At 60.2% G+C, this 16312-nt stretch carries 18 protein-coding genes; 8 read left to right on the forward strand and 10 right to left on the reverse strand.

Features of this window, described 5'->3' with window-relative positions; genetic code table 11:
* Positions 1–12 precede the first annotated feature (12 nt).
* On the forward strand, positions 13–918 hold the full coding sequence (locus tag CKW26_RS02200; protein WP_095047316.1) for a cation diffusion facilitator family transporter: 906 nt from the start codon (positions 13–15) through the stop codon (positions 916–918).
* A gap of 95 nt (positions 919–1013) precedes the next feature.
* Here the strand turns inward: CKW26_RS02200 and CKW26_RS02205 are convergent, their stop codons facing one another.
* The 7 genes from CKW26_RS02205 to CKW26_RS02235 all read right to left on the reverse strand — a co-directional run bounded on the left by CKW26_RS02205 (position 1014) and on the right by CKW26_RS02235 (position 6340).
* Positions 1014–2147 carry an AGE family epimerase/isomerase gene (locus CKW26_RS02205; RefSeq protein ID WP_095047317.1) on the reverse strand — a complete coding sequence of 378 codons (1134 nt, stop codon included), beginning with the start codon at positions 2145–2147 and terminating at the stop codon, positions 1014–1016.
* 199 nt (positions 2148–2346) lie between these two features.
* Entirely contained in the window at positions 2347–2919 is a 573-nt protein-coding gene (locus CKW26_RS02210) for a HupE/UreJ family protein (protein ID WP_095047318.1), read from the reverse strand.
* Between the two features lie 27 nt (positions 2920–2946).
* The gene (gene ureG, locus CKW26_RS02215; RefSeq protein ID WP_007915910.1) at positions 2947–3561 is read right to left on the reverse strand and encodes an urease accessory protein UreG; all 615 of its coding nucleotides are present in this window, start codon (positions 3559–3561) and stop codon (positions 2947–2949) included.
* 11 nt (positions 3562–3572) lie between these two features.
* Entirely contained in the window at positions 3573–4247 is a 675-nt protein-coding gene (locus CKW26_RS02220; RefSeq protein WP_095047319.1) for an urease accessory protein UreF, read from the reverse strand.
* A complete protein-coding gene (gene ureE / locus CKW26_RS02225) occupies positions 4244–4744 on the reverse strand; it encodes an urease accessory protein UreE (RefSeq protein WP_008087160.1) in 501 nt (166 codons plus the stop codon). Before ureE ends, CKW26_RS02220 begins: the two co-directional genes overlap by 4 nt.
* A gap of 299 nt (positions 4745–5043) precedes the next feature.
* Positions 5044–5676 (reverse strand): TetR family transcriptional regulator, encoded by a 633-nt coding sequence (locus CKW26_RS02230; RefSeq protein WP_007915913.1) that lies wholly within the window; start codon positions 5674–5676, stop codon positions 5044–5046.
* A 154-nt stretch (positions 5677–5830) separates the two neighbouring features.
* On the reverse strand, positions 5831–6340 hold the full coding sequence (locus CKW26_RS02235; protein WP_095047320.1) for a hypothetical protein: 510 nt from the start codon (positions 6338–6340) through the stop codon (positions 5831–5833).
* A gap of 385 nt (positions 6341–6725) precedes the next feature.
* Here CKW26_RS02235 and CKW26_RS02240 point away from each other — a divergent pair, with 385 nt between their 5' ends.
* Entirely contained in the window at positions 6726–8801 is a 2076-nt protein-coding gene (locus CKW26_RS02240; RefSeq protein ID WP_095047321.1) for an AsmA family protein, read from the forward strand.
* Between the two features lie 100 nt (positions 8802–8901).
* Here CKW26_RS02240 and CKW26_RS02245 read toward each other — a convergent pair whose 3' ends face one another.
* Together CKW26_RS02245 and CKW26_RS02250 are read right to left on the reverse strand one after the other, a co-directional pair.
* Positions 8902–9435 (reverse strand): bacterioferritin, encoded by a 534-nt coding sequence (locus CKW26_RS02245; protein ID WP_093430205.1) that lies wholly within the window; start codon positions 9433–9435, stop codon positions 8902–8904.
* Between the two features lie 98 nt (positions 9436–9533).
* Entirely contained in the window at positions 9534–10481 is a 948-nt protein-coding gene (locus CKW26_RS02250; RefSeq protein WP_176471321.1) for a LysR substrate-binding domain-containing protein, read from the reverse strand.
* A 109-nt stretch (positions 10482–10590) separates the two neighbouring features.
* Between CKW26_RS02250 and CKW26_RS02255 the strand changes: the two genes are divergently transcribed.
* The 3 genes from CKW26_RS02255 to CKW26_RS02265 all read left to right on the forward strand — a co-directional run bounded on the left by CKW26_RS02255 (position 10591) and on the right by CKW26_RS02265 (position 12505).
* Entirely contained in the window at positions 10591–11229 is a 639-nt protein-coding gene (locus CKW26_RS02255; RefSeq protein WP_095047323.1) for an FMN-dependent NADH-azoreductase, read from the forward strand.
* Entirely contained in the window at positions 11230–11535 is a 306-nt protein-coding gene (locus tag CKW26_RS02260; protein WP_016985399.1) for a multidrug efflux SMR transporter, read from the forward strand.
* A 91-nt stretch (positions 11536–11626) separates the two neighbouring features.
* Positions 11627–12505, forward strand: a complete 879-nt coding sequence (locus CKW26_RS02265) for a triacylglycerol lipase (RefSeq protein WP_095047324.1) — start codon at positions 11627–11629, stop codon at positions 12503–12505.
* 109 nt (positions 12506–12614) lie between these two features.
* Here CKW26_RS02265 and CKW26_RS02270 read toward each other — a convergent pair whose 3' ends face one another.
* On the reverse strand, positions 12615–13502 hold the full coding sequence (locus CKW26_RS02270) for a DMT family transporter (protein ID WP_095047325.1): 888 nt from the start codon (positions 13500–13502) through the stop codon (positions 12615–12617).
* A gap of 96 nt (positions 13503–13598) precedes the next feature.
* Between CKW26_RS02270 and CKW26_RS02275 the strand changes: the two genes are divergently transcribed.
* From CKW26_RS02275 to CKW26_RS02285, 3 genes are all read left to right on the forward strand, one after another.
* Positions 13599–14393 carry a helix-turn-helix transcriptional regulator gene (locus CKW26_RS02275; protein WP_095047326.1) on the forward strand — a complete coding sequence of 265 codons (795 nt, stop codon included), beginning with the start codon at positions 13599–13601 and terminating at the stop codon, positions 14391–14393.
* Between the two features lie 63 nt (positions 14394–14456).
* Positions 14457–14762, forward strand: a complete 306-nt coding sequence (locus CKW26_RS02280; RefSeq protein WP_077570711.1) for a PsiF family protein — start codon at positions 14457–14459, stop codon at positions 14760–14762.
* Between the two features lie 435 nt (positions 14763–15197).
* Positions 15198–16211 carry an AI-2E family transporter gene (locus CKW26_RS02285; RefSeq protein ID WP_093430211.1) on the forward strand — a complete coding sequence of 338 codons (1014 nt, stop codon included), beginning with the start codon at positions 15198–15200 and terminating at the stop codon, positions 16209–16211.
* Positions 16212–16312: the final 101 nt, after the last annotated feature.

Consider the following 16312-nt stretch of genomic DNA (forward strand, 5'->3'; position numbering starts at 1 on the left):
CGAGGAGTCAAAGTGAGTAACCGAGGTGAGCAGGCACTGCTCAAACAATCGACCATTCTGATGTTGGCTGTGGCGATTGCCGGGATCGTCACCGGTTTTGTTTCAGGTTCCCAATCCATCCTGTTTGATGGTTTTTTCTCGCTGATCGCAACCTTCATCAAAGTCCTGATGCTGATCACTGCCAAGCTGATCGCCAAGCAAAGCAACCACCGTTTCCAGTTCGGTTTCTGGCATCTGGAGCCGATGGTGCTGCTGATCGAAGGCAGTTTCCTGATGCTGATCGCGATCTACGCGTTTCTCAACGGCGTGTTCGGCATCATCAACGGTGGCCGCGACATCGAGTTAGGACTGGTGATCATTTATGCCGCGGTGTTTACCGTTGTCGAGTTCGCCTACTTCTTCTACGTTCGGCACCGTAATCGCAAGCTCAAATCCAGTCTGATCCAGTTCGACAACATCAGTTGGTTGGTGGACGCGATGCTGTCCGTGGGCCTTTTGATCAGTTTCCTCGCGGCGCTGCTGCTCAAGTCCCAAGGCTATGGGCAGTGGGCGGTGTATGTCGACCCGCTGATCCTGATCGTGCTGGCCCTGACCATGTTGCCGCCGGCGTTCAAGATCCTTGGCCCGGCCTTACGCGATGTGCTGGGGATCGCGCCGGACACGCTGGATGATCAGGTGCGACAGGTGATGGACGCGGCGAAAATCGAGCATGGTTTCGACGATTACGTGTCGTACGTGCAGAAGCACGGGCGGGCGCGGTTTATCGAGATTCATGTGGTGTTGCCGGCGGATTATGCGCTGAGCAATGTCGGACAGCTGGATGCGTTGCGCGAAGAGATCTCGGCGAAGCTGGGCAAGCCGGATGCGGCGCGCTGGTTGACCATCAGCTTTACCGGTGACAAGAAGTGGATCGCATAGCGACCTTATAACGGCCATTCGCGAACAGGCTCGCTCCTACATTTGGAATGCGTTCCTCTGTAGGAGTGAGCCTGCTCGCGATAGCCATTTATCCGTCAGCGCAGATATTCAGCCAGGCCGCTATAGCAAGTCGCCAAGTGATACGGCGTAGTTGAAGGCATGTCCTTACGGCTCACCTCGCCCAACTCATCCCGGCACTCATGCCAGCCACCGGCATGCAGAAACCGCTGCTGCAACGCCTGTAACTGGCGCAGCACCACCGCTTCACTGCCCTGACGCAAGGTCAGTGCGCGCAGATATTCCGCCTGCGCCCAGATCCGCTGGGTCGAGTCTCGCGGGCGTCCGTCCGTTTCCAGATCGAGCATCGCCCGTACTGCGCCGGATGGCTGCACCACACCGTATTGCTCGGTGAAGGCAAACGCCCGGTCAAGCGCCGCATGCAGTTTCGAACCACGCAATAACGGCGACGATTCGAGCAGGAAATACCATTCGAACTGATGCCCCGGCTCATACCAGTTATCCACAGCCCCGAGCGGTTTTTCCATCAACACGCCATATTGCGGATCGACGAACTGCTTGTGCATGGCTGTGCATAACTCCAGTAACGCTTTCTGCGTCTGGGCATCTTCGCGCACGGCAAGGGTGGCGAGGAATGCTTCGGCCAGGTGCATCAACGGGTTTTGCAGTGGACCGGTTTGCAGGGTGATCCAGTCGCGTTCCAGGCAGGCTTCGTACAGGCCATCGCCGGTGGCGAAGCGCCGGCCGATGATTTCCAGCGCCGCATTCAACGTCGACTCGACCAGCGGATCGCCGAATTTTGCCCAGTAATGCGCGCAGGCAAACAGGATAAAGGCGTGGGTGTAGAGATCCTTGCGCTGGTCCAGCGGTTTGCCTTGGGCGTCGATGCTGTAGAACCAGCCGCCATGCTCGGCATCATGAAAGTGCCGTTGCAAGGAGCGGAACAGTGCCGCTGCACGCACTTCAGCGTTATCCACAACCCCGATCAGACTGGAAAACAGATACAGCTGCCGTGCACAGGCCATCGCCCGATAGCGCTGCGGTGGCAGCGGCTGATGCGCGGCGTCCAGCGCCTCGTAGGGCAACGCCATGTCGGCGTTCCAGCCCGGGCCTTGCCAGAGCGGCACGATCACGTTGACGAAATGCTGCTGCACAGCGCCGAACAGGGCGGTCAATTCGGGCAGGGAGGTGGAGCAAGAAGCGTGGGGCATGGGCGGACGTCGTCACGGCTGGGGCGATTGCGCGACATGGTAGCAGAGCGGCGGCCGTTAGAGTCTTGGTGTCTGATCGGCCGTCATCGCTGGCAAGCCAGCTCCCACAGGTGATTGGGTAAGTCCACAATTGTGTGAACACCAAATATCCTTGTGGGAGCTGGCTTGCCAGCGATGAGGCCGGTACAGGCGATGGAGATTAGCCTGCCAGCAGCCAGGCGCCTGTTATTGCTGAGGCAGCACCTGCAAGGCGCACCAACGGTGCCGCAGCCTGAGGCAGGAAACGCACCACGCCATAACCCGCCGCATGCAGTGCAGCCGTCGCGGCCACAAAACCCGCCGCATACGCCCAAGGACTGCTCATGTCCGGCAGTTCCAAACCATGCGCCACGCCATGGAACAACGCAAACAGCGCCGTCGCCGCTACTGCCATGACCAACGGCGGCCGCACCGCCAGGGCCACTGCCAGACCCAGCGCCAGCACCGACGCGGCAATCCCGCTTTCCAGCGCTGGCAATTCCAGCCCTTCAAAACCGAGCATGCCGCCGATCAGCATGGTGCCGACAAACGTGCACGGCAGCGCCCAGCGCGCGGCGCCCTGCTGCTGCGCGGCCCACAAACCGACAGCTAGCATCGCCAGCAAATGGTCGAGGCCGCCAATCGGGTGACTGATGCCGGCGACCAGACCGCTGTCGCCATGCCCCGGGTGAGCGAAGGCTAATGCCGGAGTCAGCAGCAGCGCCACAGCGCCAAGAATGCGTTTGAGTGTCATGAATAAGCTTCCTTGTTGATAAGTGAATCAGGCTGCAGTCAGCAGGCCCTGGCGTTCGATGAAGGCGATGATTTGCTCAAGGCCCTGACCGGTTTTCTGGTTGCTGAAGACGAACGGCTTGCCGTTGCGCATGCGTTTTGTGTCGCTGTCCATCATCTCCAGCGAGGCGCCCACCAGTGGCGCCAGATCGATCTTGTTGATCACCAGCAGATCGGATTTGCAGATCCCCGGCCCGCCCTTGCGCGGCAATTTGTCGCCCGCTGAGACGTCGATCACGTAGATGGTCAGGTCGGACAGTTCCGGGCTGAAGGTCGCCGACAGGTTGTCGCCGCCGGATTCCACCAGAATCAGATCCAGTCCCGGAAAGCGCCGGTTCAGTTGATCCACCGCTTCCAGGTTGATCGAGGCGTCTTCGCGGATCGCGGTGTGCGGACAGCCACCGGTTTCCACGCCGATGATCCGCTCCGGTGCGAGGGCTTCGTTGCGCACGAGAAAATCGGCGTCTTCGCGGGTGTAGATATCGTTGGTGACCACGGCGAGGTTGTAGCGCTCGCGCAGGGCCAGGCACAGAGCCAGGGTCAACGCGGTTTTACCGGAACCGACCGGGCCGCCGATGCCGACGCGCAGGGGTTGTGTGTTCATGGTTGTTTCTCCTAAGAGCGGAAGAGGCGGCTGTACTGGCGCTCGTGGGCCATGCACGCCAGGGACAGGCCGAACGCGGCGCTGCCCATGTGGTCGGGATTGATTCGGCTCGCGTCCTGCTGCGCTTGTTGCAGCAGTGGCAGCAGTTCGCTGGTCAGGCGCTGGGCGGCTTGCTGGCCCAGCGGCAGGGTTTTCATCAGGACGGCGAGCTGGTTTTCCAGCCAGCTCCACAGCCACGCGGCGAGGGCGTCTTGCGGGCTGATGCCCCAGGCGCGCGCGGCCAGCGCCCAGCACAGGGCCAGATGCGGTTCGGGGCATTGATCGAGAAAGTCGCGGGCGTGCGTGTCGAGTTCCGGCAAACCATTGAGCAGTTGCTGTAACGAATAGCCCATCTGCCGGCTCTCCAGATGCAACTCGCGTGTCTCGCGGCTGGCCCGATGGCTTTCGCAGAGGCCCAGCAACTCCGCCCATTGTTCATCGGCGGCTGCCTGGCAATGGGCGAGCAGCAGTGGCGCCTCGAACCGGGCGAGGTTGAGCAGTAACTGATCGCTGATCCAGCGCCGGGCACTGTCCGGGTTGTTCACGCGGCCGTTATCCACGGCCATTTCCAGGCCTTGCGAGTAGCTGTAGCCGCCAATCGGCAATTGCGGACTGGCCAGGCGCAGCAGCGCCCAGGCCGGATTCACAGGCGTACGCCGAACTGATGGAGTTTCGGCGCGTAGTTGAAGTCTTCGTCGCCGTGTCGAGAATGGTGATGGCCGCCGCCATAAGCGCCGTGCTCGGGCTGGAATGGCGCTTCGATTGCTTCTACCTGCGCACCAAGCTGTTCGAGCATCGCCTTGAGCACGTAATCGTCGAGCAGACGCAGCCAGCCATCGCCGACTTGCAGGGCGACGTGGCGGTTACCCAGGTGATAGGCGGCGCGGGTCAGTTCGAAGGCGTTGGCGCAGGTGACGTGCAGCAATTGCTCGGGGCGGGCGCAGACGCGGACGATGCGGCCGTCTTCAGCTTGTAGGCATTCGCCGTCATATAGCGGCGGCTGACCGCGCTCCAAAAACAACCCGACGTCTTCGCCCTCGGCACTGAAACAGCGCAAACGGCTTTTGCTCCGCGCTTCGAAGGTCAGGTGCAACTCGGCGGCCCAGACGGGTTGAGGGTCGATTCTGCGGTGAATCACCAGCATCGGAAAGCTTCCAACTATGGACAATACTCAGGCTAGAGCAAGGGCCTTGCCAATCGGACGAGATGTAGGAAATCCCTGTCGGAGCGTAGTGGATGTTTCAAGATGTTGCGGGAATATGGAAGGTTTTGGTGCGTGAAGATTTTTTTATGCACCAAATGGAGGCTGACGCGGCGCACCTTTGTAGGAGTGAGCCTGCTCGCGATAGCAGTGTGTCAGTCAGCAACTATTTGACTGGTAGACCGCTATCGCGAGCAGGCTCACTCCTACAGGGGATTTGTGGTGTGGCGGGAAGAGGGGAGTTATTCGGTACTGCCCAGCCCTTGCCAGTGCTTGAGCCCAATAAAGATAAAGCGCAGTTGCTGGGTGATCTTCGCCTGCGGCGTCAGATGCTCCGGCAGGGCTTCGGCCGGCGGATCGATGATGTCGGGGAGGGTAGCGAAGACCGATTTGACGATCAGGTCAGCCATCACGCTCAAACCGGCGGCGTCCAGGTGCTGAAGCTTGGGCATCATCGTCAGGTCGGCCGCCAGGTCGGAGCTGATGTTCTCGCGCAACCGGCCGATTGCCTGACGCACCGGCAGCGAACCGCCGTACTGTTCACGGGCGAGAAACAGGAATTGCGAGCGATTGGCGCTGACCACGTCGAGGAAGATCCGCACCGAGGCATCGATGATGCCGCCCATGACGAATTCGTTGTGGCGCACCAGACGGATGGTTTCGCGGAAGGTCTGGCCGACTTCACTGACCAGCACCAGGCCGAGCTCATCCATATCGGCAAAATGCCGGTAGAAACCGGTGGGCACAATCCCGGCGGTTTTGGTCACTTCGCGCAGGCTCAGGCTGCCGAATCCTCGGCCGCTTTCCATGAGGTGGCGGGCAGCGTCCATCAAGGCGTTGCGGGTCTGTTGTTTCTGTTCGGCGCGGGGCAGCATCGCAGGGTGTGTTCTTTGGCAGGACAAGCGCCGCACTCTAGCAAATCGGCTTTGTCGGCGTCGAACGAGAGGACATGGAGCAGAAGATTTCACCGGCCAGAAAAGTCAAAAGCCCAATCCGGTGATTGGGCTTTTTTTCGAGGCCGCCATGGGCTTAGCTCAAGGCACTGTTGCGTTCGATCACACGGTCACCACCACCTTCGGCGAGTGCTTGACCCAGTGGGGTTTTATCGAAACCGTCGTCAGCCAGGGTCTGACCTTGTGGGGTGCGGTCGCTACCGTCGGAAGCCAGAGTCTGGCCTTGTGGGGTGCGGTCGCTGCCGTCGGAAGCCAGAGTCTGGCCTTGTGGGGTGCGGTCGCTGCCGTCGGAAGCCAGAGTTTGGCCTTGTGGAGTGCGGTCGCTGCCGTCGGAAGCCAGGGTCTGGCCTTGTGGGGTCTTGTCGTAGCCGTCCTGAACCAGGCCTTTCTCTTCCAGGCGATCACGGCCGCCTTCAGCCAGGGTCTGGCCTTGTGGGGTACGGTCCGAACCATCAGCTGCTACGGTCTGGCTGAATACCGAGTGGCTGGATTTCACTTGCGGGGTAGCCTGATCGGCAGCGGGCAGGGCGAAAGCAGTGCTGGCTAGCATCGACAGGGTAAGGCTGAGCAGTAATTGGCGTTTCATGATGGGTTGCTCCTTGGGAGGGCGATAAAGTGGGTACGAGGGCAATGCTACTCTCGATAAGTCGATATAAAAGTTCATAAACGCAATGGTAATAATCAACAGAATTGATTGTTCTGCCGGGAGGCTCTAGATCGCGGCTTTCCGGGCGACGGTTTTGCACCGAGGTGGGTATTTCCGACTCACTCGCGCCTCGCAAACGTGCGGGTCGCGGTAACACTGTTCGACTGATTGGTCAGATTTCGCGCGACTTTTTACGCGCCAATCGGCCTTTCGATTAAACCTGCGGCTGGTTTGCCAGTCGTAGACTTCATGAGGGCCGCTTTGGCCCGCCGTTTCAGCCGTACGCCGCAGTCTTTGCGTGCGGTCGTGATCAGGAGCTTTGTGCATGACGCGCACTGGAAAAATCTTCAGCTGGACCTTCGCCATCCTCGTGCTGTTACTGGCCGTGCTGGTGTTGATCATCGTGTTCTTCGACTGGAACCGGATCAAACCGCCGCTCAACGCCAAAGTCTCGGAAGAACTGCACCGACCGTTTGCTATTAATGGCAACCTCGCGGTGATCTGGCAGCGCGAGCCGGACGAGGGTGGCTGGCGCGCCTGGGTGCCGTGGCCGCACGTGGTCGCTGAGGATTTGAGCCTGGGCAACCCGGACTGGTCGAAAAAGCAGCAGATGGTCACGCTCAAACGCGTTGAGCTGCGTATCTCGCCGCTGGCATTGCTGGCGCAACGCGTGGTGATTCCGCGCATCGACCTGAGCGAACCCAATGCCGAGTTGCAGCGTCTGGCCGATGGCCGCGCCAACTGGACGTTCAAGTTTGACCCGAAAGATCCGAACGCTGAACCCTCGAGCTGGGTGGTCGACATCGGCGCCATCGGTTTTGACAAGGGCCATGTCACCCTCGACGATCAAACGCTCAAAACCAATCTTGATGTGCTGATCGATCCGCTGGGCAAACCCATCCCCTACAGCGACATCGTCGGAGCCAAAGCGGCGAAGACTGCGCAGGACAAGGGCGGTGCGCCGCAGGATTATGCATTTGCCTTGAAGGTCAAAGGCCAATACCACGGTCAGAACCTCTCCGGCCAAGGCAAGATCGGCGGGCTGCTCGCCTTGCAGGATGCGCGCAAGCCATTCCCGCTGCAGGCCCAAGCGAAGATCGGCGACACTCGCATCGACCTGGCCGGCACGCTGACTGATCCGCTCAACCTCGGCGCCCTCGATCTGCGCTTGAAACTGGCCGGCGCGAGCCTCGGCAATCTTTATCCGCTGACTGGCGTGACCCTGCCGGACACCCCACCGTATTCCACTGACGGTCACTTGATCGCCAAACTGCACGATGAGGCCGGGGCGAAATTTACCTACGAGCAGTTCAACGGCAAGATCGGCAGCAGCGACATCCATGGCGACCTTACCTACGTCGCCAGCCAGCCACGGCCGAAACTCAGCGGCTCATTGCTTTCCAATCAACTGTTGTTCGCTGACCTCGCACCGCTGATCGGCGCTGACTCCAATGACAAGCAGAAGGCGCGCGGCGGCGAAAGCAAACAGCCAGCCGATAAAGTGCTGCCGGTGGAAGAGTTCAAGACTGATCGCTGGCGCGCGATGGATGCCGACGTCGAGTTCACCGGCAAGCGCATCGTCCACAGCGAGAAACTGCCGTTCAACGACCTCTATACCCACCTGAAACTCAATGACGGTGAACTCAGCCTGGAGCCACTGCGCTTCGGCGTCGCTGGCGGTAATCTCGATGCACAGATCCGCCTCAACGGTCGCACCGAACCGCTGGAAGGCCGGGCCAAACTGACCGCGCGCCGGTTCAAGCTCAAGGAACTGTTCCCGACGTTCGAGCCAATGAAGACCAGTTTCGGTGAACTCAACGGCGACGCCGATATCACTGGTCGCGGCAACTCGGTGGCCAAGCTACTGGGCGGCGCCAACGGCAAATTGAAGATGGTGATCAACGACGGCGCGATCAGCCGTGAGCTGATGGAACTGGCCGGGCTCAACGTCGGCAACTATGTGGTCGGCAAGATCTTTGGCGACAAGGAAGTGAAGATCAACTGCGCAGCGGCAGACTTCGACATCAAGACCGGTCTGGCGACCACGCAGCTGTTTGTCTTCGATACCGAGAACGCGATCATCTATATCGACGGCACGGCGAACATGGCCACCGAGCAACTCGACCTGACGGTGACCCCGGAATCCAAGGGCTGGCGGTTGATTTCCTTGCGTTCGCCGCTGTATGTACGCGGCAAATTCATCAAGCCGGATGCCGGCGTGAAGGCCGTGCCGCTGATGTTGCGCGGGGCGGGGATGGTTGCGCTGGGTGTGATAGCTGCGCCGGCGGCGGGGCTGTTGGCGCTGGTGGCACCGAGTGGCGGTGAGCCGAATCAGTGTGCGCCGTTGTTGGAGCAGATGAAGGCGGGCAAGGCGCCGGTTACCGTCAAACCCACTAAATAGTCGGTGCCCAAAAGGGCCCCTTCGCGAGCAGGCTCGCTCCCACATTTGAAATGCATTCCAATGTGGGAGCGAGCCTGCTCGCGAAGGAGGTTTTGAAGGGTTACAGGTCGTTCAGGATGTCAGCCATGTCATCGGCATGCTCTTCTTCCTGCGCCAGGATATCTTCGAAGATACGCCGCGTAGTCGGGTCTTTTTCGCCGATGTACTGGATGATTTCGCGATAGCTGTCGATGGCGATCCGCTCGGCAACGAGGTCTTCGTAGACCATCTCTTTGAGGGTGTTGCCGGCCACGTATTGCGCGTGGGACATCTTCGACAGCATGTCGGGGTTGAACTCGGGCTCGCCACCCAATTGCACAATGCGCTCGGCCAGACGGTCAGCGTGCTGGGCTTCCTGGGTGGCGTGTTCGAGAAACTCTTCGGCGGCCACATGGGCTTTCACACCATTGGCCATGAAGTAGTGGCGCTTGTAGCGCAACACGCAGACCAGTTCGGTGGCCAGCGATTCATTGAGCAAGCGCAGCACCTCTTCACGGTCGGCGCTGTAGCCCTCGGTGACGGCGCCGTTCTCGACGTGTTGGCGCGCACGTTCGCGCAAGGTTTGAACATCTGACAGATGCAGGTCGTCGCTCATTTCGATCTCCTGGAGGCTAATCCGATTGTCGCCACGTTCTGCGGACGCGGTCGCTACCTAAGCTGTGAGTCGTGAGCGTTGCAAAAAGTTTTATCGGTTTACGCAACCCCAGTAGGAGCTGCCGAAGGCTGCGATCTTGGCGCCAGCCCGGACAAAACTGCCTCCTCGCGCAACCAGGCAAAAAACGCCCGCACCGGCGGATGCCGCTCGCGCCCTGGCACACACAACGCACTGTACCCGGCGCCATCGACCTGAACCTGGCCCATGAACGGCACCAGCAAACCGCTGGCGACACTCTCCGACACCAGAATATTGCTCGCCAGCACCAGTCCTTGCCCGGCAATCGCCGCTTGCAGGGCGTAATGCTCTTCATCGTATTCGCGGATGGCCGGCTGCGGGTTCAACCAGTTTTCGCCGGCCTTCGCACACCACGCTTCCCAGCCATGGGCGTAAAGCTTGGAGTTGTGCCAGCGCACGCTGATCAACGTCGGTGTGCGCCGCGCGGCCAGCGCCACTTGCTCGGGCGAGCCGTAAACACCGAATGATTCATCGAACAGGCACAGGCCATAAAGGTTCGGGTAGTCGTCGAGGCTGTAGCGCAACACCAGATCGACGCTGGCGTCCTGATGCAGATCGATGACTTCACAGTGAGTATCGAGGCGCACGTTGATGTTCGGATGCTGGGCATAAAAGCGCCCGAGGCGCGGCACCAGCCACAGCGCAGCAAACGCGGCGGTGGTCGACAGCGTCAGCGTGCTGGCGTTGCGTTGCGGGCGCAGGGTGTCGACGCTTTGCGCCACCTCCAGCAATGCGCCGTGCAGGCTGCGAAACAGGCGTTCACCGCCCTCGGTCAGACGTACCTGGCGCGGCAGACGCTCGAACAACGCGACGCCGAGCCAGTCTTCCAGCGAGCGAATCTGGTGGGAAATCGCCGTGGGTGTGACTGACAGCTCTTCGGCGGCAGCCTTGAAGCTCAGCAGGCGTGATGCCGATTCAAAGGCGCGCAGAGCGGTGAGAGGCAACGAGGCAAACATTGAAAGCTCCACGGATGAAATCAATTCATCCCGAGTGATTTTTGCTCATTTGAGAAGAAGCAGTGGCGAGCTTCAAGCTGCAAGCCATAAGCAGTTTGATTCTAGTCCGGAGGAATTACAGATGAGTAGAATTCTTGCGATTCATGCCAGCCCACGCGGCGACCGTTCCCACTCGCGGCGTCTGGCGGAAAGTTTTCTCAGTGCCTGGCAGGTGCGTCATCCGCAGGCGCAAGTGACTCGCCGGGAGGTCGGTCGGGCGTTGATTCCGGCGGTTAACGAAGCCTTTGTCGCCGCCGCGTTTTATCCACAGCCTGAAGCACGCCCACTGTCGATGCAGGCCGATCTGGCCCTGAGTGATCAATTGGTCGACGAGTTGTTCGATCACGACCTGCTGTTGATTTCTACGCCGATGTACAACTTCAGCGTACCCAGCGGCCTTAAGGCCTGGGTCGATCAGATCGTGCGCCTGGGCCTGACCTTCGACCACACACTGGACAACGGTGTAGCCCAATACACCCCGCTGTTGCAGGGCAAGAAGGCGCTGATCGTCACCAGTCGCGGCGGTTTCGGTTTCGGCCCGGGTGGTGAACTGGAAGCCTTGAACCACGCTGATCCATGGTTGCGCACGGCGCTGGGTTTCATCGGCATCAACGACGTCAGCGTTGTCGCGGCCGAGGGCGAAGAGTCCGCCGAACGCACCTTCGCGGTGTCGTTGGCCGAGGCCGAGCAGCGTTTGCTCAGCCTTGCCCGGGAGTTCTAAATGGCCTGGCTGTTCCTGCTGATCGCCGCCGGATTTGAAGTGACGTTCGCCATGGGCATGAAATACGCCGAAGGCTTCACCCGGCTCTGGCCGTCGTTGATCACGGTGATTGCGGCGGTCGGCGGGATCTACTTCCTGACACTGGCAATGCGCGAGTTGCCGGTGAGCATCGCCTACCCGATCTGGACCGCGATTGGCTCACTCGGCACGGTGTTCCTCGGTTTCGCCCTGTTGGGCGAGAGCCTGACGCTGGTCAAACTGCTGTCAGTCGGGCTGATTGTGGCGGGGGTGGTGGGCCTGAAGTAGGCTGGTCGTCGAGTTGTCATCATCAAGGAGGATGCTTGGCGGGCGTTTTGCACGCTTGGCATCCACTCACCGACCACAAGGATGTTTGCCCATGTCGACGCGTTATCCACTGGTGCTGGTGCCCGGCATGCTCGGGTTTATCCGGCTGGTTCTCTATCCGTACTGGTACGGCATCATCAAGGCGCTGCGCCGTGGTGGGGCGACGGTGATTGCTGTACAGGTGTCGCCGCTGCATTCGACGGAGGTGCGCGGCGAGCAGTTGCTGGCGCGGATTGACGAGATCTTGCGCGAGACCGGGGCGCACAAGGTCAACCTGTTCGGCCACAGTCAGGGTTCGCTGACGGCGCGCTATGCGGCGGCGAAACGGCCGGATCTGGTGGCCTCGGTGACGTCGGTGGCCGGGCCGAATCATGGCTCGGAACTGGCCGACTATCTGCAAAAACACTACCCGGCGGACAGCGCCAAGGGCCGTCTGCTTGAAGCATTGCTGCGTTTTGTCGGCTGGCTGATGGCGCTGCTGGAGACCGGTTACCACGGGCCGAAACTGCCGGTGGATATTCATGCCTCGCACCAATCGCTGACGACTGAGGGTGTTGCGCTGTTCAATCAGCGTTATCCACAGGGCTTGCCTGAAACTTGGGGTGGGCACGGGCCGGAGGAGGTCAATGGTGTGCGTTATTACTCATGGTCAGGGACGTTGCAACCGGGCAAGACTGATCGTGGCGGTAATCTGTTCGACGGCACCAATCGCAGCTGTCGCTTGTTTGCGAAAACCTTCGTGCGTGAGCCGGGGCAGTGTGACGGGATGGTCGGGCGCTACAGCTCGCATCTGGGCACGGTGATTGGCGATGACTATCCGCTGGATCACTTCGACATCGTCAATCAGTCGCTGGGGCTGGTCGGCAAGGGCGCGGATCCGGTGCGGCTGTTTGTCGAGCATGCGGCGCGGCTAAAGGCTGCCGGCCTTTAGGATCAAAAGATCGCAGCCTGCGGCAGCTCCTACAGGTTCGGTGTCGCACACAAATTTTGTGAACGCCTCGAGCTCATGTAGAAGCTGCCACAGGCTGCGATCTTTTCCATCAGGCAACGCTGGCCCGGCGGCCCAACACGGTGGTCCAACGCTCGGACAGAATCACCCCGCCCAAGGTCAACAAGCCACCCACCAGGTGATACATCGCCAACTGCTCCTTCAACACCCCTGCTGCAATCAGCGCGGTAATCAACGGCAGCAAGTTAAAAAACAACGTCGTGCGACTCGGCCCCAGGCGCTGCACCGCCTGCATCCACGCCAGTGGCGCGAGCATTGACGCGAGCAGGCACGCATATAGCACCAGCGGTATGTTCTGCAGGGTCAAACCAGTCTTCGGCGAAGCGGCATACAGCGGAAACAACACGACAATCGCCACCAGCACCTGCAAATACAGCAACACCAGCGGCGGCAGGCGCAGCTGCCATTTTTTCAGCAAAGTGCTGTAGATCGCATAGGCCAGTGTGGCGATCAGCATCATCGCATCACCCATGTTCACGCCGTGCTGCAGCAACGCGCCGAGGCTGCCGGACGAGACCACGACCAATACGCCGGCAAACGACAGAACCGCACCGACCAGCGCACCGGCGGTCAGGCGTTGGCCGAGACTGATGATCGCCATGGCCAGCGACATCAACGGCATCAGCGAGAGGATGATACCCATGTTGGTCGCCGTGGTCAGGGTTGCGGCGAAGTAGGCGAGGCTCTGATAGACCGCCATGCCGAGTACGCCAAGAACGAAAATCCTGCTCAGATTCGGACGGATCTGCGGCCAGTGCGCGATTACGGCTTTGAGCATGAACGGGGTGAACAGCAAACCGGCGAGCAGCCAGCGGTAGAAACCGATCTCGGCGGGGAAAATCGCCCCGACCGCCAGTTTGTTGATCACGGTATTGCCGGCCCAGATAAAAATCGCCAGCAGCGGAAACGCGTATTGCATGAGTCGAAACCAGTACGTTGATGAAGGGCGATTATCCCTTGTCTGGATGCAGGCCTATACTGCGAACCGGACAACCTGCCTCTGAAACCGGACAGCATGAACAGCAAACACATCGATCTGCTGGATTTCAGCGAACTGCCGTCAGCGGTGTACTTCCGCTACGCCGACTTCAATGCCCATGAATTCGCCGCGCCGCATCGGCATCCGTGGGGCACGCTGGAGTACGCCGCTCATGGCGTGCTGCACATGGACGTCGACGGCAGCCGTTTCATGTCGCCGCCGCAGTACGCGGTGTGGGTGCCGCCGCAGGTCGAGCACAGTTTCTACAGCCATCAACCGGTCAACTATCGCGCGGTGTGCCTCGACCCCAAGGTCTGCGCCGAACTGCCCAAGCGCGCCTGTACCCTGGCGATCAGCGACATTCTCAAGGCGATTCTCAAAGACTTCGCCGCCCGTGACGTGAAGATTCCTGAACTCGATGCCGATCAGCGTCTGGCTCAGGTTCTCGTCGATCAACTGCAACAGGCGCCAGTGCATGAATGCTATCTGCCGTACGCGAGCAGTCCGGGGCTGCTGGCGATTCTCGAAACCTTGCAGGCCGAGCCGGGCAACAATCAGCCGCTGGCGCATTGGGCGCTGCAGGTGCATGTCAGCGAACGCACGCTGGCCCGGCAATTCGTTCGGGAGCTGGGGATGAGTTTTGGCGAGTGGCGTCAGCGCTTGCGCTATCTCGCCGCGATCGAGGCGCTGGAAACTAACCGCAGCGTGCAGGAAATCGCCTTCGATCTCGGTTATAGCAGTGGCTCGGCGTTCATCGCCATGTTCGCGCGGCAGGCCGGGTGTACGCCAGAGCAGTATCGCCGTAGCCATCTGGAAGGCAGGAAGGTGTAACAAGATTTGGCTACACTCCAGCAGAGGCCGTTCCCATCGGTGCGGCGACAAGGAGAAAACTCCATGAAGATGTTGCGTGTCCCTTTGTTGATGATTGGTTTGCTCCTGTGTTCCCAAGGTTTTGCCGCCACGGCGCAACAGAACAAGATGACCACCTGCAATGCCGATGCGACCGCCAAGAGTCTGAAAGGCGATGAGCGCAAAACATTCATGAGCACTTGCCTCAAGGCAGCGCCAGCGGCCAACGATGCCAAGGCCCTGACGCCGCAGCAGCAGAAAATGAAAACCTGCAACGCCGATGCCGCCACCAAAGCCCTGACCGGCGATGCGCGCAAGACGTTCATGAGTGATTGCCTGAAGAAAAAATAACCCGGTTCTGTGGGGGGGCGCCCTCACCCTGACCCTCTCCCAGAGGGAGAGGGGGCTGACCGTGTTGTTTTCAGATATCCATCGACCTGAACTATCTGGCCGATTCTGGATTCAATACAGGACTGGCAGGTCGCCGGATTTCTTCGCCATTCCTCGATCCCTTCCCTCTCCCGGAGGGCGAGGGGACTGACCGCGGTGTTTCAAGACATTCGTCGACCTGAAAAAAACGGGCGATTATGGATTCCATGGCGCTGTCTCAGGTCACTGGATATCCAGAGCATCCCCCAATCGGTTCCCTCTCCTTCTGGGAGAGGGCTAGGGTGAGGGCTGGATCTGAAGCCGGGCACCAAAAGCTGAAGCTCCGCATATTTCTAGTGCTCACCCCGGAACGCTGGCAGACTGCCAATCCTTTTACGCCGTTCGTTTTGAGGCTGTATGCCAACGTTTTCTGAGCGTCATGTAGTGTTCTGGGTCAGTTGCATCATCATTTTCGGCGGTTTGCTGCTGGTGCTGCCGCTGCGCTTGTTGCCGAGCCTGCTGGCCGGGCTGCTGGTATTTGAACTGGTCAACATGCTCACCCCGCAACTGCAACGGCTGATCGAAGGTCGCCGCGCGCGTTGGCTGGCGGTGGCGTTGCTGGGCACGTTGGTGGTGAGTGTGCTGGCGTTGATCTTCGCCGGCGCCATCAGCTTCTTATTGCATGAAGCGGAAAATCCCGGCGCCTCACTGGACAAGTTCATGGGCGTGGTCGACCGCGCGCGGGGGCAATTGCCGCCGTTCATCGACGCCTATCTGCCGGCCAGTGCTGCGGAATTTCGCGTAGCGATTGGCGAGTGGATGGGCAAGCACCTGTCCGACCTGCAACTGGTCGGCAAAGACGCCGCGCACATGTTCGTGACGCTGCTGATCGGCATGGTGCTCGGTGCGATCATCGCCTTGCAGCGCATCCCCGACGTGACCAAACGCAAACCGCTGGCGGCGGCCCTGTTTGATCGCTTGCACTTGCTGGTGCAGGCCTTCCGCAACATCGTCTTCGCGCAAATCAAGATTTCCCTGCTCAACACTTTCTTCACCGGGATCTTCCTCGCGGTGATCCTGCCGATGTTCGGCATCAAGTTGCCGCTGACCAAAACCCTGATCGTGCTGACCTTCCTGCTCGGCCTGCTGCCGGTGATCGGCAACCTGATGTCGAACACCCTGATCACCATCGTCGGCCTGTCGCTATCGATCTGGGTGGCGATTGCCGCGCTGGGCTATCTGATTTTTATCCACAAGCTCGAGTACTTCCTCAACGCGCGGATTGTCGGCGGGCAGATCAGTGCCAAGTCGTGGGAGTTGCTGCTGGCGATGCTGGTGTTCGAGGCCGCGTTCGGCCTGCCGGGGGTGGTGGCGGGGCCGATTTATTATGCGTACCTGAAGAGTGAGTTGAAGCTGGGCGGGATGGTGTAACCACCCCGTGATCGTTCCCACGCTCTGCGTGGGAAAGCATCCCGTGACGCTCCGCGTCACAGCCTCAACAGCGGACGCAGAGCGTCCATGGCGGCATTCCC

This window comes from Pseudomonas sp. Irchel s3h9 (genome assembly GCF_900187475.1).
Taxonomy (GTDB): domain Bacteria; phylum Pseudomonadota; class Gammaproteobacteria; order Pseudomonadales; family Pseudomonadaceae; genus Aquipseudomonas; species Aquipseudomonas neuropathica.

What these genes read in the sequence shown, in the direction of transcription:
- CKW26_RS02205 (WP_095047317.1), bottom strand. Translation starts at nt 2,147, where the DNA reads ATGCCCCACGCTTCTTGCTCCACCTCCCTGCCCGAATTGACCGCCCTG.
- CKW26_RS02210 (WP_095047318.1), bottom strand. Translation starts at nt 2,919, where the DNA reads ATGACACTCAAACGCATTCTTGGCGCTGTGGCGCTGCTGCTGACTCCG.
- ureG (WP_007915910.1), bottom strand. Translation starts at nt 3,561, where the DNA reads ATGAACACACAACCCCTGCGCGTCGGCATCGGCGGCCCGGTCGGTTCC.
- ureE (WP_008087160.1), bottom strand. Translation starts at nt 4,744, where the DNA reads ATGCTGGTGATTCACCGCAGAATCGACCCTCAACCCGTCTGGGCCGCC.
- CKW26_RS02230 (WP_007915913.1), bottom strand. Translation starts at nt 5,676, where the DNA reads ATGCTGCCCCGCGCCGAACAGAAACAACAGACCCGCAACGCCTTGATG.
- CKW26_RS02235 (WP_095047320.1), bottom strand. Translation starts at nt 6,340, where the DNA reads ATGAAACGCCAATTACTGCTCAGCCTTACCCTGTCGATGCTAGCCAGC.
- CKW26_RS02240 (WP_095047321.1), top strand. Translation starts at nt 6,726, where the DNA reads ATGACGCGCACTGGAAAAATCTTCAGCTGGACCTTCGCCATCCTCGTG.
- CKW26_RS02245 (WP_093430205.1), bottom strand. Translation starts at nt 9,435, where the DNA reads ATGAGCGACGACCTGCATCTGTCAGATGTTCAAACCTTGCGCGAACGT.
- CKW26_RS02255 (WP_095047323.1), top strand. Translation starts at nt 10,591, where the DNA reads ATGAGTAGAATTCTTGCGATTCATGCCAGCCCACGCGGCGACCGTTCC.
- CKW26_RS02260 (WP_016985399.1), top strand. Translation starts at nt 11,230, where the DNA reads ATGGCCTGGCTGTTCCTGCTGATCGCCGCCGGATTTGAAGTGACGTTC.
- CKW26_RS02265 (WP_095047324.1), top strand. Translation starts at nt 11,627, where the DNA reads ATGTCGACGCGTTATCCACTGGTGCTGGTGCCCGGCATGCTCGGGTTT.
- CKW26_RS02270 (WP_095047325.1), bottom strand. Translation starts at nt 13,502, where the DNA reads ATGCAATACGCGTTTCCGCTGCTGGCGATTTTTATCTGGGCCGGCAAT.
- CKW26_RS02275 (WP_095047326.1), top strand. Translation starts at nt 13,599, where the DNA reads ATGAACAGCAAACACATCGATCTGCTGGATTTCAGCGAACTGCCGTCA.
- CKW26_RS02280 (WP_077570711.1), top strand. Translation starts at nt 14,457, where the DNA reads ATGAAGATGTTGCGTGTCCCTTTGTTGATGATTGGTTTGCTCCTGTGT.
- CKW26_RS02285 (WP_093430211.1), top strand. Translation starts at nt 15,198, where the DNA reads ATGCCAACGTTTTCTGAGCGTCATGTAGTGTTCTGGGTCAGTTGCATC.